This window comes from Pseudoalteromonas espejiana DSM 9414, assembly GCF_002221525.1.
GTDB classification, from domain to species: domain Bacteria; phylum Pseudomonadota; class Gammaproteobacteria; order Enterobacterales; family Alteromonadaceae; genus Pseudoalteromonas; species Pseudoalteromonas espejiana.
Map to the genome: position 1 here is coordinate 490,451 of NZ_CP011029.1, position 20,767 is coordinate 511,217.

Annotated in this window: 18 protein-coding genes; 10 read left to right on the forward strand and 8 right to left on the reverse strand. The window is 40.7% G+C overall.

Annotated elements, in window-relative coordinates:
- The first annotated feature begins 17 nt into the window (after nt 1–17).
- Nucleotides 18–440, forward strand: a complete 423-nt coding sequence (locus tag PESP_RS19075) for a thiol-disulfide oxidoreductase DCC family protein (RefSeq protein WP_089349588.1) — start codon at nt 18–20, stop codon at nt 438–440.
- A gap of 102 nt (nt 441–542) precedes the next feature.
- Nucleotides 543–821, forward strand: coding sequence for a peptidylprolyl isomerase (locus PESP_RS19080; RefSeq protein WP_089349589.1), 279 nt, complete (start codon nt 543–545; stop codon nt 819–821).
- 66 nt (nt 822–887) lie between these two features.
- Here PESP_RS19080 and PESP_RS19085 read toward each other — a convergent pair whose 3' ends face one another.
- The 7 genes from PESP_RS19085 to PESP_RS19115 all read right to left on the reverse strand — a co-directional run bounded on the left by PESP_RS19085 (nt 888) and on the right by PESP_RS19115 (nt 6,009).
- Complete coding sequence (locus PESP_RS19085) at nt 888–1,100, reverse strand: TonB family protein (RefSeq protein ID WP_089349590.1); 213 nt, start codon at nt 1,098–1,100, stop codon at nt 888–890.
- A gap of 23 nt (nt 1,101–1,123) precedes the next feature.
- Entirely contained in the window at nt 1,124–1,798 is a 675-nt protein-coding gene (locus PESP_RS19090) for a hypothetical protein (RefSeq protein WP_089349591.1), read from the reverse strand.
- Nucleotides 1,799–2,134: 336 nt separating this feature from the next.
- Nucleotides 2,135–2,794, reverse strand: coding sequence for a DsbA family oxidoreductase (locus PESP_RS19095; protein WP_089349592.1), 660 nt, complete (start codon nt 2,792–2,794; stop codon nt 2,135–2,137).
- A gap of 109 nt (nt 2,795–2,903) precedes the next feature.
- A complete protein-coding gene (locus PESP_RS19100; protein ID WP_089349593.1) occupies nt 2,904–4,124 on the reverse strand; it encodes a M24 family metallopeptidase in 1,221 nt (406 codons plus the stop codon).
- A 149-nt stretch (nt 4,125–4,273) separates the two neighbouring features.
- Nucleotides 4,274–4,882, reverse strand: coding sequence for a flavin reductase family protein (locus PESP_RS19105; RefSeq protein ID WP_089349594.1), 609 nt, complete (start codon nt 4,880–4,882; stop codon nt 4,274–4,276).
- A 9-nt stretch (nt 4,883–4,891) separates the two neighbouring features.
- Nucleotides 4,892–5,614 (reverse strand): SDR family NAD(P)-dependent oxidoreductase, encoded by a 723-nt coding sequence (locus PESP_RS19110; protein ID WP_089349595.1) that lies wholly within the window; start codon nt 5,612–5,614, stop codon nt 4,892–4,894.
- The gene (locus tag PESP_RS19115) at nt 5,611–6,009 is read right to left on the reverse strand and encodes a thiol-disulfide oxidoreductase DCC family protein (protein WP_089349596.1); all 399 of its coding nucleotides are present in this window, start codon (nt 6,007–6,009) and stop codon (nt 5,611–5,613) included. The genes PESP_RS19110 and PESP_RS19115 overlap by 4 nt, the downstream gene beginning before the upstream one ends.
- A 120-nt stretch (nt 6,010–6,129) precedes the next feature.
- Here PESP_RS19115 and ppc point away from each other — a divergent pair, with 120 nt between their 5' ends.
- Both ppc and cdd read left to right on the forward strand, forming a co-directional pair.
- On the forward strand, nt 6,130–8,775 hold the full coding sequence (gene ppc, locus PESP_RS19120) for a phosphoenolpyruvate carboxylase (RefSeq protein WP_089349597.1): 2,646 nt from the start codon (nt 6,130–6,132) through the stop codon (nt 8,773–8,775).
- Nucleotides 8,776–9,243: 468 nt separating this feature from the next.
- Entirely contained in the window at nt 9,244–10,176 is a 933-nt protein-coding gene (cdd, locus tag PESP_RS19125) for a cytidine deaminase (protein WP_089349598.1), read from the forward strand.
- Between the two features lie 60 nt (nt 10,177–10,236).
- Here cdd and udp read toward each other — a convergent pair whose 3' ends face one another.
- Complete coding sequence (gene udp / locus PESP_RS19130) at nt 10,237–10,992, reverse strand: uridine phosphorylase (RefSeq protein ID WP_089349599.1); 756 nt, start codon at nt 10,990–10,992, stop codon at nt 10,237–10,239.
- Between the two features lie 435 nt (nt 10,993–11,427).
- Between udp and PESP_RS19135 the strand changes: the two genes are divergently transcribed.
- The 6 genes from PESP_RS19135 to PESP_RS19160 all read left to right on the forward strand — a co-directional run bounded on the left by PESP_RS19135 (nt 11,428) and on the right by PESP_RS19160 (nt 20,764).
- On the forward strand, nt 11,428–12,537 hold the full coding sequence (locus PESP_RS19135; RefSeq protein ID WP_089349600.1) for an arginase family protein: 1,110 nt from the start codon (nt 11,428–11,430) through the stop codon (nt 12,535–12,537).
- A 129-nt stretch (nt 12,538–12,666) separates the two neighbouring features.
- Nucleotides 12,667–13,371: a type 2 periplasmic-binding domain-containing protein gene (locus tag PESP_RS19140; RefSeq protein ID WP_089349601.1), complete on the forward strand. Its 705-nt coding sequence runs from the start codon at nt 12,667–12,669 to the stop codon at nt 13,369–13,371.
- 120 nt (nt 13,372–13,491) lie between these two features.
- Entirely contained in the window at nt 13,492–14,778 is a 1,287-nt protein-coding gene (gene paeA / locus PESP_RS19145) for a polyamine export protein PaeA (RefSeq protein WP_089349602.1), read from the forward strand.
- A 254-nt stretch (nt 14,779–15,032) separates the two neighbouring features.
- On the forward strand, nt 15,033–16,202 hold the full coding sequence (locus PESP_RS19150; protein WP_089349603.1) for an efflux RND transporter periplasmic adaptor subunit: 1,170 nt from the start codon (nt 15,033–15,035) through the stop codon (nt 16,200–16,202).
- 12 nt (nt 16,203–16,214) lie between these two features.
- A complete protein-coding gene (locus tag PESP_RS19155; RefSeq protein WP_089349604.1) occupies nt 16,215–19,349 on the forward strand; it encodes an efflux RND transporter permease subunit in 3,135 nt (1,044 codons plus the stop codon).
- Nucleotides 19,346–20,764, forward strand: coding sequence for an efflux transporter outer membrane subunit (locus tag PESP_RS19160; RefSeq protein ID WP_089349605.1), 1,419 nt, complete (start codon nt 19,346–19,348; stop codon nt 20,762–20,764). The genes PESP_RS19155 and PESP_RS19160 overlap by 4 nt, the downstream gene beginning before the upstream one ends.
- The last annotated feature ends 3 nt before the right edge of the window (nt 20,765–20,767 follow it).

A 20,767-nucleotide genomic window follows, 5' to 3' on the forward strand; every position in this document is an offset into this window, starting at 1 on the left:
CGCTTAAAGGATATAAAATGAGTGATGATGCGGCTACATTAATGCGTAATCAAAAAATTATATTATTCGATGCGCAGTGTAAATTATGTAGTGCGTGGTGTAATTTTATAATTAGTAACGATGCCAATGTCATTTTTAAACTATGCAGCGTGCAATCACCAAAAGGTGCACTGCTATTAACTCACTTTGGTTTTTCAACCACACAATACGCCTCAATGGTTTACCTACAAAACGGTAAAGCGTACACGCAAAGCCATGCTTTTTTTGAAGTAGTAAAGCAGCTAGGTTACCCCTATAAACTCGCCACTGTATTTAGTATTTTACCTAACACCTTTAATAATTGGCTGTACGATAAAATTGCTTTAAAACGTTATACCTTATTTGGCAAGTACAACTATTGCAGAATACCCAGCCCAGATGATGCAAAACATTACTTATAAATTAGTCATTCACACATTGGAGTATAAGTAGATGCTAGGTTTATGTGGCTGTGCTAAAATCGCCGCGTTTAATTTTAGCTAACGGTATAAAAGGTTTTTTTCATGGCAAACACAGCACATGCACTTCATATTTTGGTTAAGCACAAAGAAATAGCAGAAGACATTATTAAGCAATTAGGTAAAGGTGCAAAGTTTCAAACCTTAGCTAAAAAATATTCGTCGTGCCCATCGGGTAAAAAAGGCGGTGACCTAGGCGAATTTAGACGCGGGCAAATGGTTCCGCAGTTTGACAAAATAGCCTTTAATGGCGCAATTTTAGAGCCGCATTTAGTTAAAACTAAATTTGGCTGGCATGTTATTAAAGTACTTTACCGTACTTAATTATTTGTTGGCGTTTTATATAAAGGCTGTCCAACGCAGCCTTTTAGTTATAACCTTACCCGATTATTAATTATCCAAATTAAACTCAATTGTCATTTCTAAGTTTTTGTCAGGTACAGCAACACCATTAACAACTTTAGGTGAGTATTGCCATTTAGATAGGGCACGCTTGGCTTCGCTATTAAACACTTGCTCAGGTTTTGCGTTAATAACTTTAATATTACTTGTGCGCCCATAACTATCTACACAAATCACTGCAGCCATTGATTTACATGACATCGTTTCCTCTGGTGAATGGGGCGTTACTTTGAAGCGTCAAACTCCGACAGTGAGGCATTAGTGTTATGTTGCAAAACAGAAGTAAAAAATTTATCGTAAACATCGTTGAGCTGTTTATTGTAATCGCTCCAACCTTCTAAGTTTACTCTAAATTCCAAATTCGAATAAGCATACTCAGATAGCGCATCAATATTAGTTTTGTTACATTGCTCCTGCGGTGCAAGTGCATCTTTTGTACCGGAGCCGTTAATATTGAATCCATACACCATAGAATGCAGTGTTAGTTCAATGCTTGCTTTTTCGGCCCAATCCAAACCCTCTGTTGCTTTATTCCATGCTGTTTTCACATGCAAAGGCGCATTAACAGGAGGGAAATGTATACTTCTAGACTCACCTATTTCAACGATGCCATCATTATTTAAATCTACCAAATCTGAGCCATCAGGTTGGCTTAATAGATTTTGAGCACCTTCGGCACTTAATGAATCAACATTAATAGTAGAGGCGAGGCTATTGGCTTTTTTTACGAGTTGTAGTTCATCAGTAGTGAGTGACTTTAAAAATGCCTTTGGGGTATTAGTGTCTTCATTTGCTTGCTTTAGAATGTCTGCAAATCCAGAAATTTCAGTTTCATTTAAATCACGGATTTGTAGTTTATTTAGCGAAGAGACGCTTAGTGTAGTATCAATATTTAACATTATACGTTCCCTATATGATTAAACAGGTACCCATACCTCTTATAGTAAGCAGGATAGTTTTGATGTAGTTTATAGACGGCATAATATTGCCGATGTCTTCTTTAAAGCATTACTCGATAAATAGGTACAAGTTACATGCCAAAATAATTAAACGAAGAAATAGAGATATGTTGAAGTTCGTTATATCAGGAGGAAGCATTGGACTGCTCATCTCTCTAATTAAAAACTAAGTTTATATGTTGTTAGTTATAGAGGATTGTAAAAAAACGCCCACTATTAATTAGCGGGCGTTTTAATGTTGAAATACTTAGCCAATTTTATTTATAAAGCTAATAACTAAACTTCTTGCTTGGCTTCTTCTTCACTAATTTGTTTAAGTGCTTGAATAAACGAATCGCTTGGTTGTCCGCCACTAATTGCATATTTATCGTTGATAATAAATGTAGGGACTGAGGTAATACCCATTTGCTTAAAGCGATCTTGCTCTTGGCGCACTGTTTGTACGTATTTGTCTGAGTGTAAAATACTACGCGCCTGTTCTTTATCAAGGCCAACACTCGCTACTACATCAAGCAGAGCGTCTTCCTGATTTAAGTATTTTAAATCGGTGAAGTGTGCTTCAAAAAAGGCGAGTTTTAACTGCGTTTGTTTGCCTTGTTCACGCGCCCATGTAAGTAGGCGGTGTAAATCAAAGCTATTGATCATGATACGTTTGCCATCAAAATTAAACGTAAAGCCAGCACGTTTTCCTGCTTCGAACATGTTTTTACGATTTTCATCGCCTTGCTCTTCGCTTAGGTTGTACTTTTGCATTAAGTGTTCGTTTAAATCTTGACCTTCAAGTGGCATATCAGGGTTTAGCTCAAAAGGATGCCACGTAATATCTGCACTCATTTCGTCTTTAAGTTGGCCAAGCGCTGTCTCTAGGTTTTTATAACCTACCACACACCATGGGCACATTACGTCTGACACGATATCAATTTTAAAGTTTTTCATATTCATCCTTTTGCGGATTGCTTTGGTATAACAGGGATATTGGGATGAAGTATGCATTATCAATCCTTAAACTAAAAAGAGCAGCTAATGGCTGCTCTTTATAAAAGGTTTAAGCGTTAATCCCGAATGGGTCGTCAATACTATAACTTGGTTGTGTAAACCAATGTGGGCCGTTGTCGGTCATATAAAAGTGATCCTCTAAACGTACGCCAAATTCATCGGGTATAACTAGCATTGGCTCGTTACTAAAACACATGCCAGGTGCAAGTGGGGTTTTGTTTCCACCTACTAAATAAGGCCACTCGTGAATATCTAAGCCAATTCCATGGCCCGTACGATGCGGGCAGCCGGGTGTTTGATACTGTGGTCCCAATCCTTGAGCCGCTAAATAGTGACGAGCACCTGCGTCAACATCTTCGCAGGTAGCACCAATATTAGCGGCGTTAAATGCGGCTATTTGCGCTGCTTTTTCATGATCCCAAAACATGCGCTGGCGCATAGTGGGCTCACCAAATACATACGTGCGGGTTATGTCTGATAGGTAATCGTATACTTTACAGCCGGTATCTATTAATACCATATCGCCTTTTTTAAGTACTTGTGCATCTTTAACACCATGCGGGAATGAGGTCGCCACACCAAACAATACAATGCAAAAATAGTTACCAGGCGCGCCTACCTTTTGATGCGCTTTTTTAATAAAAGCCTCTACTTCTGTGGTGGTAATACCTTCGTAAAGCATGCTAGCAGTTGCTTGGTGTACAGCTAAGGTCATGTCCATTGCGCATTGCATAAGCGCTAATTCGTTTACCGACTTATGCATTCTACAGTGTGCAGTAACGCTTTGCGCATTGATTATATTTAAGTTTTTTTGCGCTTTGTTAATACCATCGAATATAAAAAACTGTGCACTTTCATCAATGCCTATTGTGGCATTGGCATTAATGTTTAGTTGCTTTAATACGTTAACAAATAGCGCATAAGGGTTTTCGTGCTCTTGCCAGCAATGAATTGGGCCTTCAACCACTTTAAAGCCATTTAGGGTACCAATTTCAAAATAAGGGGCTATGTATTGTACTTCACCAACAGCAGGGAGTATTGCGCCAACCATTCGCTCGCTTGCATACCATTTCATACCTGTAAAGTAGGTGAGGTTTGACCCTGCGTTTAAATAAATGGCATCTATGTTATTGGCCGCCATATAAGCTTGCGCTTTTGCTATTCGCTCAATATGTTCATCAGCTTGAATAGGCTGTACCGAATGGGTCATGTTACTTAAACTGGCCAGCGCTTGCTCTGGGGTATTGATACCCACACCGATTGTGCTCATAGGCTTCTCCTTAGAATTTTTTAACATTGTGAATAATGTATGTTTTAAATTCAATTATCTGCGACCAGCCGCATTTATAATTACTTTAATGAGGCTGGCCCAAGTAAAAAGCTATGTAGTGTGGAAATGGGCGTAAATGCCCATTTTTGCTATTTTTTTGCGTAAGCAAGGCGTGTTAATTTATTACTAGTGTGGTAGCTATCTAGCCCAGTTACAGCCACTGTTTCTATTGCTTGCAAGTCTAAAAAGCCATCGCTTTGCAGGGCAACTTCGTCTAAATATACATCGGTAATTTCACCTATAACCAACTCGGTGCCATTAACGGCTAAGTGTTGGTGCTCAACGAATTTTACAGAGTATTTTAATCGCGACTCTTGCACAAATGGGGCTGTAAATTCATTTAAGTATTCTGGCGTTAAACCTGTTGCGTCAAATTCTGACTCGCCTTTATCGTAGCGGGCTGAGGTTTGATGAGCTTGCTTATAAATAGCTTTATTAACTTGGTTAATGGTGTAACTACCCGTTTCTATGATGTTTTCAAACGTATGGCGGGGCACGCTATTGGGGCGCATGATCATGCCAACCAGTGGCGGGTGAGCACCTAAATGTATAACAGAGCTAACAATGGCAAGATTAGTGTTGCCTTGTTTGTCTTGCGTGCCAATTAAGTTGGCGCTTTTAAAACCCGAAAGCGAATTAATTAAATGAGTACGGGTGTGTTTTTCAAGTGCGTTTATGCGCTCTTTAGTAAAATGCATTAAAGGTCCTTACCACGGTATGGTGTCCCCTTGCCAATCTAAATAGGCCGGTTCACCATTAAGTTCTATATGAGGGTTATTAAATGTGAGTGTAAAAAGCTGCTTAGCTACAAATTCAGCTGTAAAAAGCTTTCCCGCAGGTACGTTTTTTTGAAATGGTTTTGAAAGCACTGTATCGGTTGTGCCCGGGTGAAATAACACCAGCTTGGTATTTTTAGCCCGGCGAGCTAGTTCTACCGCTGCGGTTTTAAACAGCATGTTTAAGGCCGCTTTAGATGCCCGATAAGTATACCAACCGCCCAATTTATTATCGTTAATACTGCCAACCCGCGCACTGAGCGCCGTTATTGTGCAATGCGTTTTATGTGTTAAAAGCGGCAAAATGCTCTGTAAGCACAGCAGGGGAGTAAGTGTGTTAGCGCTAAATAATTCGTTAAAGTAATCGGCGTTTAAATCTTCTAGCTTTTTTTCAGGCATGTGGGTTTTGTTGTGCAGTGTGCCATTAAACATAATAACTTGTTTTATATCAGCATTTTGCTCTTTTAAGTAGGCGGTTACTTTAGCTAGGCTTTGCTTTGTGTAATCGGTTTTTAAGTAAACAACACTGCCATCTGGCTCAGTAGATTTAGCGCTTACGCATACAATTTGATAAAGCGGCACATTAATTTGTAAATGCTCAATATAGGCTTTTGCTATTGCACTACTTGCGCCAAATAAAACAATCGTTTTCATTTAACACCTCTGGTTTTAATACTACATTGGCCATTTGAACATTTGGTATTTGGCATTAAAAAGCGGCTAATTGAGTGCCTATACTTTGCAAAAAACAAGTATCCGCAGTCAGCGAAGAAACTAATTATTGGCAAGCGAAAAATTTTCAACCAGCGATGCTTACCTACAATTTTCCATGCTTGGTATGTAACATCTAAGCCGTATATCATTTCACCAGTGTGTGTTTGCGCTTGTAAATAAGTCATTGCTTTATCTTTATCAATATATGAATAGCGCTCACTAAAATCGGCGGCGTTAAGATCTTCAAGCTTAATTTTATTTTTAGTGTCTGATTGCTTTAGCTGCGCCATTTCGGTGCTACAAAGGGGGCAGTTACCATCATAAAAAATGATCATAAAATTGGTTAGCGTTTATTTTTCATATACTTTTTTACGACAAAGCATTGCAAATGGATCTATTAAATATTGCTTCATAATGATATTAATAGCACTCCACGAAACAAAGGAGACTGAGAAATGAGTGAACAATATGCCGCCTTGCGAGGTAATGTAAATTTACTAGGGCAATTATTAGGGCAAACAATTAAAGATGCCCAAGGCCAAGCGATTTTAGATAAAGTAGAAGAAATTCGAGCTTTATCAAAGTCATCTCGCAGTGGTAACGAAGACGACCGTCAAGCATTAATAGAAGTATTACATGCGCTTAGTGACGAAGAGCTTTTACCGGTTGCCCGTTCATTTAATCATTTTTTAAATTTAGCTAATGTAGCAGAGCAGTTCCACACTGTTTCGCGTTTTAATGATGTTGGCTTTTGCCAACTAAACCCTCTCACTCAAACATTAAAAACGTTAACTGCAAAAGCAAAAGAAGGCCAATTAGACAGTAATCATCTGGCCGAAACACTCTCAAAACTCCACATAAACTTAGTATTAACTGCTCACCCAACCGAGGTGACGCGCCGCACAATGATCAACAAACAGGTTGAACTCAGTGAATGTTTAGCATCACTTGAACGCAAAGATAATTTAGAGCAAGAACGCACTGCTATTTTAAACCGTATTGCACAGCTTATTAGCCAAGCGTGGCACACAGACGACATTCGTCGTTCGCGTCCTACGCCTATTGATGAAGCTAAATGGGGCTATGCAGTTATTGAAAATAGCTTGTGGCATGCTGTGCCGCGTTTTTTACGTGAGTTTTCAGATCAAGTAAAAGAGCATTTAAGTTTAGAATTACCAATCGATTACAGCCCCATAGAGTTTACCTCTTGGATGGGGGGAGACCGCGACGGTAACCCGTTTGTGACCGCGCAAGTGACTTCTGAAGTACTTGATCACGGTCGTTGGATGGCGCTTAATTTATATATTCAAGACTTAAAAACATTGTGCGCTGAGCTTTCTATGTCTGATGCAAGCGATGAGCTTATTGAACTTGCAGGGCAAGAATTTGAACCATACCGTGCAGTAATTAAAAAGCTTAAAACGCAAGTTGCTGAAACTGTGGCTCATTTAGGCGCTAAAATTAAAAATAAGCGCAGTGACTCACAAGATTTAATTACTGATATTAATCAAATTAAACACCCAATAGAAGTGTGTTACCGCTCGTTATTAAAGTGCAACATGAAAGTAGTTGCTGATGGCTTATTACTTGATTTACTGCACCGTATTAATAGCTTTGGCCTGCGTTTAGCTAAATTAGATGTACGCCAAGATTCTGATCGTCACAGCGATGTGTTTTCAGAGCTAACACGCCACTTAGGCTTAGGTGATTACAACCAGTGGCAAGAGCAAGACAAGCAAGCATTTTTGCTTACTGAGCTTAATTCTCGTCGCCCGCTCATCCCTAAAAATTGGCAACCAAGCCCAGAGGTGCAAGAAGTACTCGACACCTTCGATGTAATTGCAAAGCAAGATGAAAAAACATTTGGCTTATACATCATTTCAATGGCGCGTACTGCCTCAGATATTTTAGCGGTACAGCTACTGTTAAAAGAAAGTGGTTGTCAGTTTGATTTACCCGTTGCGCCATTATTTGAAACACTTGACGATTTAAATGCGGGTAGCGATGTAATTACTACACTGCTTGATAACGTGTGGTATCGCGGGCACATTAAAAACACGCAAAATGTAATGATTGGTTATTCTGATTCTGCCAAAGATGCAGGCATGATGGCTGCAGGTTGGGCGCAGTACGAAGCAATGGATAAATTAGTACAGCTTGCCGATGAACGTGGCATTGAGCTTGTTTTATTTCACGGCCGTGGCGGTACAGTTGGGCGTGGCGGGGCACCTGCTGCTCAAGCGCTACATTCACAACCACCAGGTTCTTTAAAAGGCGGCTTACGTGTAACTGAGCAGGGCGAAATGATCCGCTTTAAGTTTGGTTTACCAGATGTTGCACTGCAAAGCTTAAATATTTACGCAGGTGCAGTACTGCAAAGTAACTTATTACCACCACCGGAGCCAAAACCGCAGTGGCGTGAAGTAATGAAGTTAATAACTGAAGAGTCGTGTGAGCATTACCGTAATGTAGTTCGTCATGATGAAAACTTTGTACCTTACTTTAGAATGGCTACCCCAGAGCTTGAGCTGTCTAAATTACCATTAGGCTCACGCCCTGCTAAGCGTAATCCAAATGGTGGCGTAGAAAGTTTACGTGCCATTCCGTGGATTTTTGCATGGAGTCAAAACCGTTTAATGCTGCCTGCATGGCTAGGTGCATTAACAGGCTTAAAAGCAGCGCTTGATAAGTATGGACTTGAAACGCTACATGAAATGAGCCTGCAATGGCCGTTCTTCAGAGCGCGCCTAGAAATGCTAGAAATGGTATTTAGTAAAGCCGACAGCTGGTTAAGTGAGCATTACGATAACGCGCTGGTGGAGGATATGTACAAACCACTGGGTGTGTCACTGCGTAAAGAGCTTGAAGAAGCGATTAGCCTTGTTCAGTCACTCAGCCCGCAAAAAAGCTTATTAGCGGACCAACCATGGATCAAAGAGTCTATTGGACTTCGTAATCCGTACACTGATCCGCTTAATGTACTGCAAGTTGAGCTACTACGACGTGCACGTTCAAGCGAAATGGGCAGCGAAGGCGACATTGATAATGCATTAATGATCACCATGACAGGTATTGCGGCAGGTATGCGCAATACAGGTTAATTACGTGACTTTATTATAGTGATAGTGAATCACTAATTTAATGTAAACGTTATTTTAAAAGGGAACACGGTGTGTTCCTTTTTTTGCGTTTAATGACATAGGGCCTGTTTATCTTTCGAGGTTAAATTTGCAGCAGTGTGTTTGGTATTTAGGCAAGGCAGAGTCTATGTAGTGTGGTTATTCCCCATAAATAGGCGATAACGCAGTATAAATACCAAACACGCGCTGCCTGAAGGTTCGTCCTAGGGACGATTAACTCTTTGTTGCCTACATGGATGTAGGTAAGGGGCGAGAGCAGGACGCGGAAGCTTTGCTCGGTTTTTACTTAGCCCACTAGGTTACAAACCTCGCGCCACGATTAAATCGTCCCTAGTTAGAACAAATTTTAATCCTGAAAGGTCAACAGGCCCTAGCAATTTGGGCCTTAACCTTTTAAACTACTTAGCCATTGAATAATTATAATATGTTATGGCTTCAGCAACTTTTACTGTGCAACAAGACACAGCCCTTACAAATTCACATATCTCTTTAAGCGTAGCGCAAACTCAAGCTTTACGCGGTCAGTTAAAAACCCAACGCGGCATTTTAAATTCTAATAATATAAAACAACTATGTGCGCAATTTAATGTATCCGATGATGCGTTATTACAAGGTTTGGTACCGCTTGCCTCTGAATTTTCAGTGGCTCCCGTTTCACACTTTCATGTAGGTGCAATTGTTAAAGCGCTTGATGAGCAAGGCGATGTAAATTTTTATTTTGGTGCTAATGTAGAGTTTGACCATCAAGCACTTAGCCTCGTGGTACATGCTGAGCAGTCGGCTATTAATAATGCTTGGCTAAACGGCGCTAAAAAAATAGTCAAAATAGCAATTAGTGATGCACCATGCGGCTATTGTAGGCAGTTTATGAATGAGCTGGCCGATGCCAAAGAATTTGATATTTTACTGCCAGAGAAGCATTTTAAACTCGCTGATTTACTACCACATTCATTTGGGCCTACCGATTTAGGTAACGAATTTAGTTTGTTTAATCCAAAGCCTCATCAACAAGCGTTTGCTAATACTGAGCTTGATGACAAATTAGCAGCCATGGCGCTAAATGCGTATGTACCCTATAGCCAAAATTTTAGTGCTGTTAAAATTAGTACTTTTGACGATGGTGATTTTTACGGCAGTTACGCAGAAAATGCAGCTTATAGCCCAAGCCTTTCACCACTGCAAAGTGCGCTTAGTCAGCTGTTTTTAGCGGGGCTTAGCTTTAATGGTAATACGGTACAAGCAATTACCCTTTTAGAAACACAAGGTCATGAAAATCAAGGTGGTGTGGCACGTGCCGTACTCGCAAGCTTTGACAACCTACCTGAAATAGAAGTGATAAGCGCAGAGCTAAGGTTAAGCTAAAAACAATAAAGCACAGCAATTGCTGTGCTTTATACGTTTAATTAAAGTGCTAAGAAGGGATTAGCCTAATAGTACTTTTGCAGCTTCTAATACCACTGCTACAGATTTTTTCTCGATTTCACCGTGGTCAACATTTGGAATTTCTTGACGAGTACGGTTTACCAGCACACCGGCAACACACGCAGCTTTAAGGCCAAGGGCTGCACACATTGTAAATAATGTCGCCGACTCCATTTCGTAGTTCATCACGCCTAGGTTTTGCCATTCTTCACAGCTACCTTGTAACGACTTTGGTACGTAGCCCGAGTGCGTATCGTAACGCTCTTGGCCTGGGTAGAACGTATCGCTCGATGCAGTAATACCAATATGAAAATCAATATCTAGGTTTTTACATGCTTGCACCATAGCTTGTGTAGCAAAAAAGTCAGACACAGCAGGGTAGCTAAGCGGTGCAAAGTGCTGGCTTGCGCCATCTAAACGCACTGATGCTTGGCTAACTAAAATATCACCTTCGTTAATATGTGGCTGAATAGCACCTGTAGTACCAATACGTAAAAAAGTACGAACACCAAGTTGCGCTAACTCTTCTACTGCAATTGATGTAGATGGGCCGCCAATACCGGTTGAACAAATCACTACAGAGTGACCATTCATCTGGCCTAAATAAACATGAAACTCACGTGTTTGAGCTAGGCAGGTTGGGTTATCTAGGAATTGCGAAATGCGTGCTGCACGATCTGGGTCACCCGGTACAATGGCAAGCTGCGCCCCTTTTAAATCGTCAATGCATAATCCTAAGTGAAATACCTTTTCCATAACTAAGCCTTTTATAAAAATTTGTTGTCAATCTAGCATCATTACGACAAATGTAAATGATGTACAGGACGTATGTCCGTTGTTGAAAAATACTGATAAATGCTAGGTTTATTCATCAACACTGAATATTAAATCATACGCGCAAAATCTGTTTAAAATCGGGTGGTTGACTTGTTAATTCATACCCTATATGTATTTGCTATGGTGATAATTTAAGTTTATCAATAAGTGGTTTTTATTAGCTTTAATTAATGTTTATCAATGTGTTACGAGCTGTTTGTTAGTTTATATGTAGCTTGTGCTACAGCAGCGCCTAAAATAGTAAGCCGATTAAGTAAACAAGAAAAAAGTTATTTGCAAATACTCAATCTTTTTTAGTTTTTGCATAACTAATCAAAATCACGTGAATAAGAATACACAAGTATAGGATTTATTATGAGCACACAATTTGACGCGTTTAAACGAAAAGTAGAACACTGCTTATGCGCACCTGGCGATGGCGTATTTACAGTAAATACCGCAAAAGAGCGCAAAGCGGCCTTACGTAATAAATTGTATGGGCAAAGTGAAAACGTAGACACGCTTTGGCGCGACTCTTTAACTGAGCTACCAAACTCGCCACACAAAGCGGTTATGCTGGGCATTAGCTCAGATTGTGGTGGTGGTATTTTACGTGGCGCAAACTGGGGGCCATTGTTTGTGCGCTCTGCGCTGATAGATCAACAACCGCAGTGTCACTCATTCGATTTAGGCGATGTACGGGTAATACCTCACTTATTGCACGATAAATACTTAAACGATGCAACCATTTCTAATTGTCAAAAAGCCCTTTACGGTGATGAAAATGATGATTATTACGTAAGCCCGCTTTCAATTACTGAAGACGTGTGCGATAGCTTTTATGCAACGTTTAAAGACAAGGGTATTTTTGGTATAGGTGGCGATCATTCAATTAGCTACCCGCTAACTAAAGCGTACTTAAAAGCAAAGCGTGAGCAAGGTAAGCGTACTGCCATTATTCACTTTGATGCGCACACAGATTTATTAGTAGAGCGTTTAGGTATAGATTTATGCTTTGGTTCGTGGTGTACACATATTTTAGAATTTTTACCGGCGCCGCATCATTTAATTCAATTTGGTATACGTTCAAGCGGTAAACCAAAAGCGCATTGGGAAAGCACCTTTGGTGTTAAACAGCATTGGGCTGCTGAAATAATAGAACGTGGTGCTAAAGCGGTTGCTGCCGAAACCATTGGACAGTTAAAAGCTGATAAGGTAGATGAAGTGTATGTAAGCTTTGATATAGATGCGCTAGATGCCGAATTTGCATCAGCAACGGGCACGCCAGAAGATAACGGTTTAACCCCACAGCACGCACTTGATATTTTATCGGCTATTGCTGATGAGTTTCCTATTACCGGCGCGGATATGATGGAAATAGCCCCATTTACCGACAGCTCTTTAGTAGGTCAATCAAGTTCAGAAACAACGCTACGTGAGGGCGCTAAAATTTCTGCATTTTTAATTGGCGCAATGAACAAATAGTAAGTTAAAACTTAAAAAATCTAGTCCTATCAGCGTATAGGGCTAGGTTTATTAGGCTAAAAACTAGCGGTACGGTTACCCTCAACTATAGTTGGTTTATACCCATTCATAGTTTAAAGGCGTAATTAAATGAAGTTGTATTTACTTATTCTGTGTTTTGCATGCATAAGGGTTAATGCAGCTGAAATTACTATTGTTACGGAGGTTTTTCCTGACTTTCAATATATTGATGAAAACGGACAATTAGCGGGTCGCTCGGTCGATAAAGTAAAAAGTGCACTTGATAACTCAGATATAAAATACACTATGCTGGCGCACAGCTGGGCGCTCTCTTATAACGCAGTATTAAGAGACACTAATACATGTATTTTTTCAATTGTAAGGTTACCTAAACGAGAAGATAAATTTAGTTGGGTTGCCGAACTTGAAAGTTTTGACTCTGCCATTTATGCGCTTAAATCACGTAATATTCGCTTAAAAACACTCAATGATGCAAAAGAATATAAAACGGCGGTGCTTCGCGATAACTTTAGTCATCATTACTTATTGGAGCGTGGTTTTAGCGAATCAAAAAACTTATTAATTATTGATAGCCTAGATAAAATAGACAAACTCATAAGCACTCGCTACGATATTTTAGATTTTGTTATTTTAAGTAAAAAGCAATTTAAGTACCGCGCACAATTTGAGCCAAAACTGAAGCTACTCGAGCCCATCCTCAACCTTAACACTCAGCAATCTCCTTTGTATTTTGCCTGCAACGTCAATATGCCTCAAAGCCTGCAAGATCGTCTTTCAGCCGCGTTTGATGAAGCTAAAAAGCAAAAAAAATAATATAATTCAGTTACCTAAACGTATTTTATTAAATTCTATAAATATAAATTGCCGCGCTTAAAAAACCGACTATAATCAGCTGCTTTTTATTGAAAAAGCGCTAACTTTTTGGAGCGTTAAATGGGTGATTTAATCGGGATTAGCTTGTTGATCTTGATCAGTGCGTTGTTTGCAATGTCGGAAATTGCAATAGCTGCATCGCGTAAAATTAAGCTGCGAGTAATGGCAGATGAAGGCAGCGATAATGCAGCGGCGGTATTAAAGCTACAAGAAAACCCTGGAGCATTTTTTGCGATGATACAAATAGCGCTTAATGCTATTGCCATTTTAGGCGGTATTGTGGGTGAGCAAGCGTTGTCGCCTTATGTTCAAAGTGTACTGGTGATTTTTTATCAGGGTGAGCACGTAGAAAAAATTAGCTTTTTATTTTCATTTTTTACTATTACCTCATTGTTTATTTTGTTTGCCGATTTAATGCCAAAGCGTTTAGCGATGATCATGCCTGAGGCTGTAGCGGTAAGAGTGGTGACTATTATGCGCTGGGTTACGTTTGCGCTTACACCGCTGGTAATGTTTTTTAATGGTGTAACCAACTTTGTACTGCGTTTATTTAAAGTACCTGCTGAGCGTGAAGACATTGTAACAACAGAAGATATAGTTGCGATGATGGATGCTGGCGCAGAGTATGGCAGCTTACAGCAACAAGAATACGAGCTAATAGGTAACGTTTTTGATTTAGAAGCGCGGTTTTTATCAAGTGTAATGACACCACGCGACCAAATTGTATATTTTGATTTAAATGAAAGTAGCCACGATATAGCCACCAAAATTATAGATCACCCTCATAATCATTTTTTAGTGGTGTCGGGTAATTTAGATAAATTACGCGGCTCGGTAGAGTCAAAAGATATACTACGCCAAGTGCTTAAAGGTGAGCCTGCCACGATTAAACAAGAGCTAGTTGAAGCCGATGTTTTTTACTTGCCCGAAACACTAAGCCTATCTGAGGCGCTAAATGCATTTAAAAGTGCAGCTAAACCGTTTGCTGTAGTGGTAAACGAGTACGCGTTATTGGTTGGTATAGTGACCGTAAAAGATTTAATGAAAGGTTTTATGGGGGATTTAATTACGCACCAAGGTGATGAGCTTATTATTGCTCGCGATGAAAATTCATGGCTGGTAGATGGTTTAACGCCCATTTCTGATTTAGCTAAGGTTTTAGATATTGAAGAATTTCCTGATCAAATGCATTTTGAAACAGTAGCCGGTTTTTTAATTTACACCATGAAACGGATTCCTAAACGCGCAGAACATTTAAGCTTTAATGGGTTTAAGTTTGAAGTAGTCGATGTTGAGGGGATAAGGGTAGAGCAATTACTGGTGTCACGGGTTAAAAACCCCCTTTAAACTATTATAAAAAAGCCAAGCCATACTTGGCTTTTTTATTGCTTTGCATGTAATGATACAAATATGCAGTGTTTATTTTTCATACTTCCTTGTTTTTATTTTCACCTAGTTAACATTTTCTACAACCTAGTAATTAGGTTTAATTTTCAACTGTAAGTTAGTGTAAATTTACGCCTTTTAAGATTTATAATCCTATTGAATTGCTTTAGAATGATCGTTCATTCTAGAGATAAATAGACTAAAAGGTATTTAACATGCAGCGTTCCCGCATCGCTTTATTTGTATTAACAGCCCTGGTTGGGTCTGTTGCTTTAACAGGTTGTGACCAAGCAGCTGATTCGCAACAAGCTTCAGCGCCTCAAGCAGTACCTGTTGGTGTAATTACATTAAAAAGCCAAGCGCTTACACTAAAAAAGGAGCTTCCTGGTCGCATAAGCGCATTTCAGATTGCTGAAATTCGCCCACAAGTAAGTGGTATTGTGCAATCACGTTTATTTAAAGAAGGTGCGCAGGTTAAACAAGGCCAAGCGCTTTACCAAATTGACCCCGCTACGTTTGACGCAGACCTTGCTGCAAGCGAAGCCGCCGTTGCACGCGCAGAGGCAAGCATTGCAAGTACAAAATCTAAAGCGTCTCGTTACAGTGAGCTGTTAAAAATTAAAGCAGTAAGCCAGCAAGATTTTGATGAAGCAGATGCTGCACAAAAGCAAGCTCAAGCAGAATTACTAACAGCAAAAGCGCAACTTAAAACAGCGCAAATTAACCTTGATTACAGCCATGTGTCTTCTCCAATTAGTGGCCAAATTAGTAAATCAAGCGTAACGGTAGGTGCACTTGTGAGTGCAAATCAAACTACGGCACTTGCTACCGTGACGCAACTTGACCCAATTTATGTTGATTTAACACAATCGAGCAACGAGCTGACTCAGCTTAAAAAAGCCATTGCTTCGGGTTCGTTAAGTGTTGACTCAAAAGAACAAGCCGACGTTGAACTACAAATGGAAGATGGTTCTATTTATCCACTTAAAGGTACTTTACAGTTCTCTGAGGTTACCGTTGATCCAAGCACAGGATCTGTGACTTTACGTGCAAAATTTCCAAACCCTGACAAATTATTACTACCCGGTATGTATGCACGTGCATCGGTGGTTGAAGGCGTAAAAGAAGACGCTATTTTAGTACCGCAGCGTGGAGTAAGCCGAAACACCAAAGGCGAGCCAACAGCAATGGTAGTAAGTAAAGAAAACACAGTTGAAAGCCGCGTGTTAAAAGTAGATAGAACGATTGGCTCTAACTGGTTAGTAACCGGTGGATTAGCTGATGGCGATAAAGTAATTGTTGAAGGCTTACAAAAAATTCGCCCAGGTGCACCGGTTAGCCCTTCAGAAGTTTCACCGTCTGCAACAGCCGACAAAGCGCAATAACGGAGAGTTTTAATGTCACGATTTTTTATCGACAGACCCATCTTTGCGTGGGTGCTTGCTATCGTGGTTATGCTTGCAGGTGTGTTGGCTATTCAAAGCTTACCAATAGCACAATACCCGTCAATTGCACCGCCAGCAATTAGCATTACCGCTACTTACCCTGGGGCATCAGCTCGTACTTTAGAAGATACGGTTACTCAGGTTATAGAGCAAAAAATGAAAGGACTTGATGGCTTGTTGTATATGTCATCTACGTCTGAGTCGAGCGGCTCAGCTACGCTTACGCTTTCATTTAGTGCAGAAACAGACCCAGATATTGCGCAGGTTCAAGTGCAAAACAAGTTAGCAACTGCCACGCCACTTTTACCCGAAGAAGTGCAAAGGCAAGGTGTTGCAGTTGCTAAGTCAGCGCGTAACTTTTTAATGGTTTTAGGTTTTGTATCAAAAGACGGCAGTATGACCAATATTGATATTGGTGATTATGTGTCATCTAATGTGCAAGACATTGTATCGCGTGTAGAAGGGGTGGGTGAGGTTCAGCTATTTGGTTCGCAATATGCTATGCGTATATGGTTAGACCCAGCTAAGTTACAAAACTACAAACTAACGCCTGCTGATATCAGCACGTCAATTAGTGCTCAAAATGCGCAAGTATCTGCCGGTCAGTTAGGCGGTATGCCAGCGGTTGAAGGGCAGCAGTTAAATGCAACAGTTACAGCGCAAAGCCGTTTACAAACCGCAGCAGAGTTTGAACAAATTATAGTGAAAGCGAATGCTGATGGCTCATTTGTTCGCCTTGAAGATGTAGCACGTGTAGAGCTAGGTGGCGAAAGCTACCGAGTTGTAGCACGCTACGATGGTCAACCTGCATCGGGATTAGGTATTAAGCTTGCCAGTGGTGCAAATGCCCTTGATACAGCCGAAGGTGTGAAAGCTGCGATTGCAGAGCTTAAAGAGTTTTTCCCTGAAGGGTTAGACGTAGTTGTACCATACGACACCACGCCATTTGTATCGCTATCGATTGAAAAAGTGGTGCACACATTAATCGAAGCCGTAGTGCTTGTTTTTGTTGTTATGTATTTGTTTTTACAAAACTTTAGAGCAACGCTTATTCCTACGATTGCCGTGCCAGTGGTACTGTTAGGTACTTTTGGTATTTTATATGCCTTTGGCTATTCAATTAATACTTTAACCATGTTTGCTATGGTACTTGCCATTGGCCTGCTGGTTGATGATGCCATCGTTGTGGTTGAAAACGTTGAACGTGTAATGACCGAAGAAAAGCTCTCTGCGCTTGAGGCAACACGTAAATCAATGGATGAAATTAAAGGCGCGCTAGTGGGTATTGCTATGGTGCTCTCTGCGGTATTTATCCCAATGGCCTTTTTTAGTGGCTCTACCGGTATTATTTATCGTCAGTTCTCTATTACGCTTGTATCGGCAATGGGTTTATCGGTACTTGTGGCACTTATTCTAACACCTGCACTGTGTGCAACGCTTTTAAAACCGAGCCATGTTCACGATAACAGCTCGTTATTTGGTCGTTTTTTTAGTGGCTTTAACCGCGGGTTTGATAAAACTAATTCAGGCGCACAAAGCTTTGTGAGTCGTATGATCCGTTTATCTAAGCGCTACCTTTTATGTTATGGCCTTATTGTTGCGGGTATGGTGTATATCTTCTCAGGCTTACCAACGGCATTTTTACCCGATGAAGACCAAGGTATTTTGTTTAATCAGGTGTCGTTGCCAGCAGGCTCAACAACTGAAGAAACGCTTGAAGTAGTTAAAAAAGTAGAAAACCATTACCTAAATGACCAATCTGAAGCTGTTAACGGTATTTTTACGGTAACCGGCTTTAGCTTTGCAGGTTCTGGACAAAACTCTGCAATTGGTTTTGTAAACTTTAAACATTGGGATGAGCGTGAACGCGATGATTTATCTGTGCAAGGTGTTGCAGGTAAAGCTATGGGGTATTTTTCTACTATTAAAGAAGCGTTTGTATTTGCCTTTCCGCCGCCAGCGATTGTGGAGCTAGGTACGGCTAACGGTTTTAATATTTTCTTACAAGACCGCGTTGGACTTGGCCACGATGCATTACTGGCAGCGCGTAACCAACTATTAGGGTTAGCAAGTCAAAGCCCAATTCTTGCGGGTGTGCGCCCTAATGGCCAAGAAGATATGCCAGAGCTACAACTTGATGTAGACCTTGCTAAAGCTCAGGCACTGGGTGTTTCGCAAGCTAATATTAATAGCACGCTGGCTACAGCCTGGGGTAGTAGTTATGTCAATGACTTTATTGACCGTGGCCGTGTTAAAAAAGTATACCTACAAGGTGATGCCGATTCGCGCATGGTACCTGAGGATTTAAACAAGTGGTACGTGCGTAACGATAATGGCGACATGGTACCGTTTTCGGCTTTTGCTAGCTCGTTTTGGACTTATGGCTCACCACGCCTTGAGCGTTACAATGGTTTTTCAGCAATGGAAATTCAAGGTACTGCTGCGCCGGGTTACAGTACAGGCCAAGCAATGGATGAAATGGAACGTTTAGTTAAGCAACTACCTAATGGTATTGCATCTGAGTGGACGGGTATTTCATTTCAAGAGCGCTCAAGCAGCGGCCAAGCACCATTGCTCTATGGTTTATCGCTATTATTTGTATTTTTATGTTTAGCAGCCCTTTATGAAAGCTGGTCGGTACCGTTTGCTGTAATGCTTATTGTGCCACTGGGTATATTTGGTGCAACGGTTGCTGCACTAATGGCTGGTTTATCTAACGATATATACTTACAGGTTGGTTTGTTAACCACCATAGGTCTTGCCTCTAAAAATGCAATATTAATTGTAGAATTTGCGATTCATAAAATGCGAGAAGGCTTAGGCTTAGTTGATGCAGCTGTTGCTGCGGTACGCTTGCGTTTACGCCCAATACTTATGACATCTATGGCCTTTATTTGTGGTGTTATTCCGCTAGCTATTGCCTCAAGTGCAGGCTCAGGCGCACAAAATGCACTGGGTATTTCGATTATTGGTGGTACGCTTGCCTCGTCTATTTTAGTGGTGGTATTTGTGCCGTTATTCTTTGTATTGGTTCGTCGTTTATTCCCTATGGCGAATAACGAAGACAAAAAGGAGAGCGCACAATGAGCATAAAACGTCTTAGTTTAAGCGCCATTACGCTTGTTATTTTAAGCGGTTGCCAGTTAGCGCCAGAACAGCAAAACCTTGCTTTACCAGTGCCAGATGCGTATGCATCTGACGCTGAGGCGGCTTCTGCGCAACAACTACATTGGCAGCAGTTTTTTAATGACGAAAAACTACAAAAGTTAATTGGTTTAAGTCTTGAACATAATAAAGATATGCAAATTGCAGCGCTTAATGTGCAGCGTGTACGTGGCTTATACCAAATTGAAGACTCGGCTTTATACCCGTCGCTCGATTTAAATGGCAGTGGTACGCGCCAGCGTTTACCGGCTGACTTATCAAGTACGGGCGAGGCCGCAATCAGCTCACAATACAGTGCAACAGTGGGTATTACCTCTTATGAGTTAGATATTTGGGGTAAAGTGCGTAACCAATCTGAGCAAGCGCTGCAAAATTTGTATACCACTGAGCTTACTCAGTACAGTACGCAAATATCGCTGATAGCGGAACTTGTTAATGCATGGCTAAACTACGCCACTGACCTTCAGTTGTTAGAGCTTGCAAAAGAAACGTTAACTTCGCAGCAAGAGTCGTTATCGCTTACGCAAAAAAGCTTTGATTTAGGTGCTACATCGGCCATTACACTTGAGCAACTTAAAAGTACTGTTGCTACAGCTAAAGTAGATATTGCCACTTATAAACGCTTACTAAAGCGTGATAAAAGCGCGCTAGATTTACTTGTAGGGCAGCCTATTTCGAGTGATTTATTACCGACTAAATCGTTAACAAACTTGCTTGATTTACCAGAGATACCTGTTGGTTTACCGTCTGACTTACTTGCTCAACGCCCAGATATTAAAGCTGCCGAGCATGCGCTTTTAGCGGCCAATGCCAATATTGGTATTGCGCGTGCAGCCTTTTACCCAAGCATAAGCTTAACGGCAAATGCGGGCTCTGCATCAAGTGACTTAAGCGGCTTATTTGATTCAGGCTCAGGGACGTGGAGTTTTGTGCCTTCAGTAAGCTTACCCATTTTTAATATGGGCCGTAATCAAGCAAATCTTGATGTAGCAAAAGCCGACCAAGAAATTGCAGTGGCTACTTATCAGCAAAAAATTCAAACGGCGTTTCGCGAAACTGCCGATGCATTAGCTGATAGAGAAGGCTACAAAGAGCAGTTAAGTGCTCTTGATATGCTAATTAGCTCGCGCCAAATCACTTACGATTTATCAAAAATGCGTTATGAAAAAGGTGCCGATAGCTACTTACAGGTACTAGATGCACAGCGAACTTGGTATTCGGCTCAGCAACAGTTAATTACTGGCCAGCAAGCTTACCTTGCAAGCCAAATTAATTTGTATAAAGCCTTAGGTGGCGGTTGGAATACAGCTAATACACCAATGCAAAAAGTAGATTAGCCT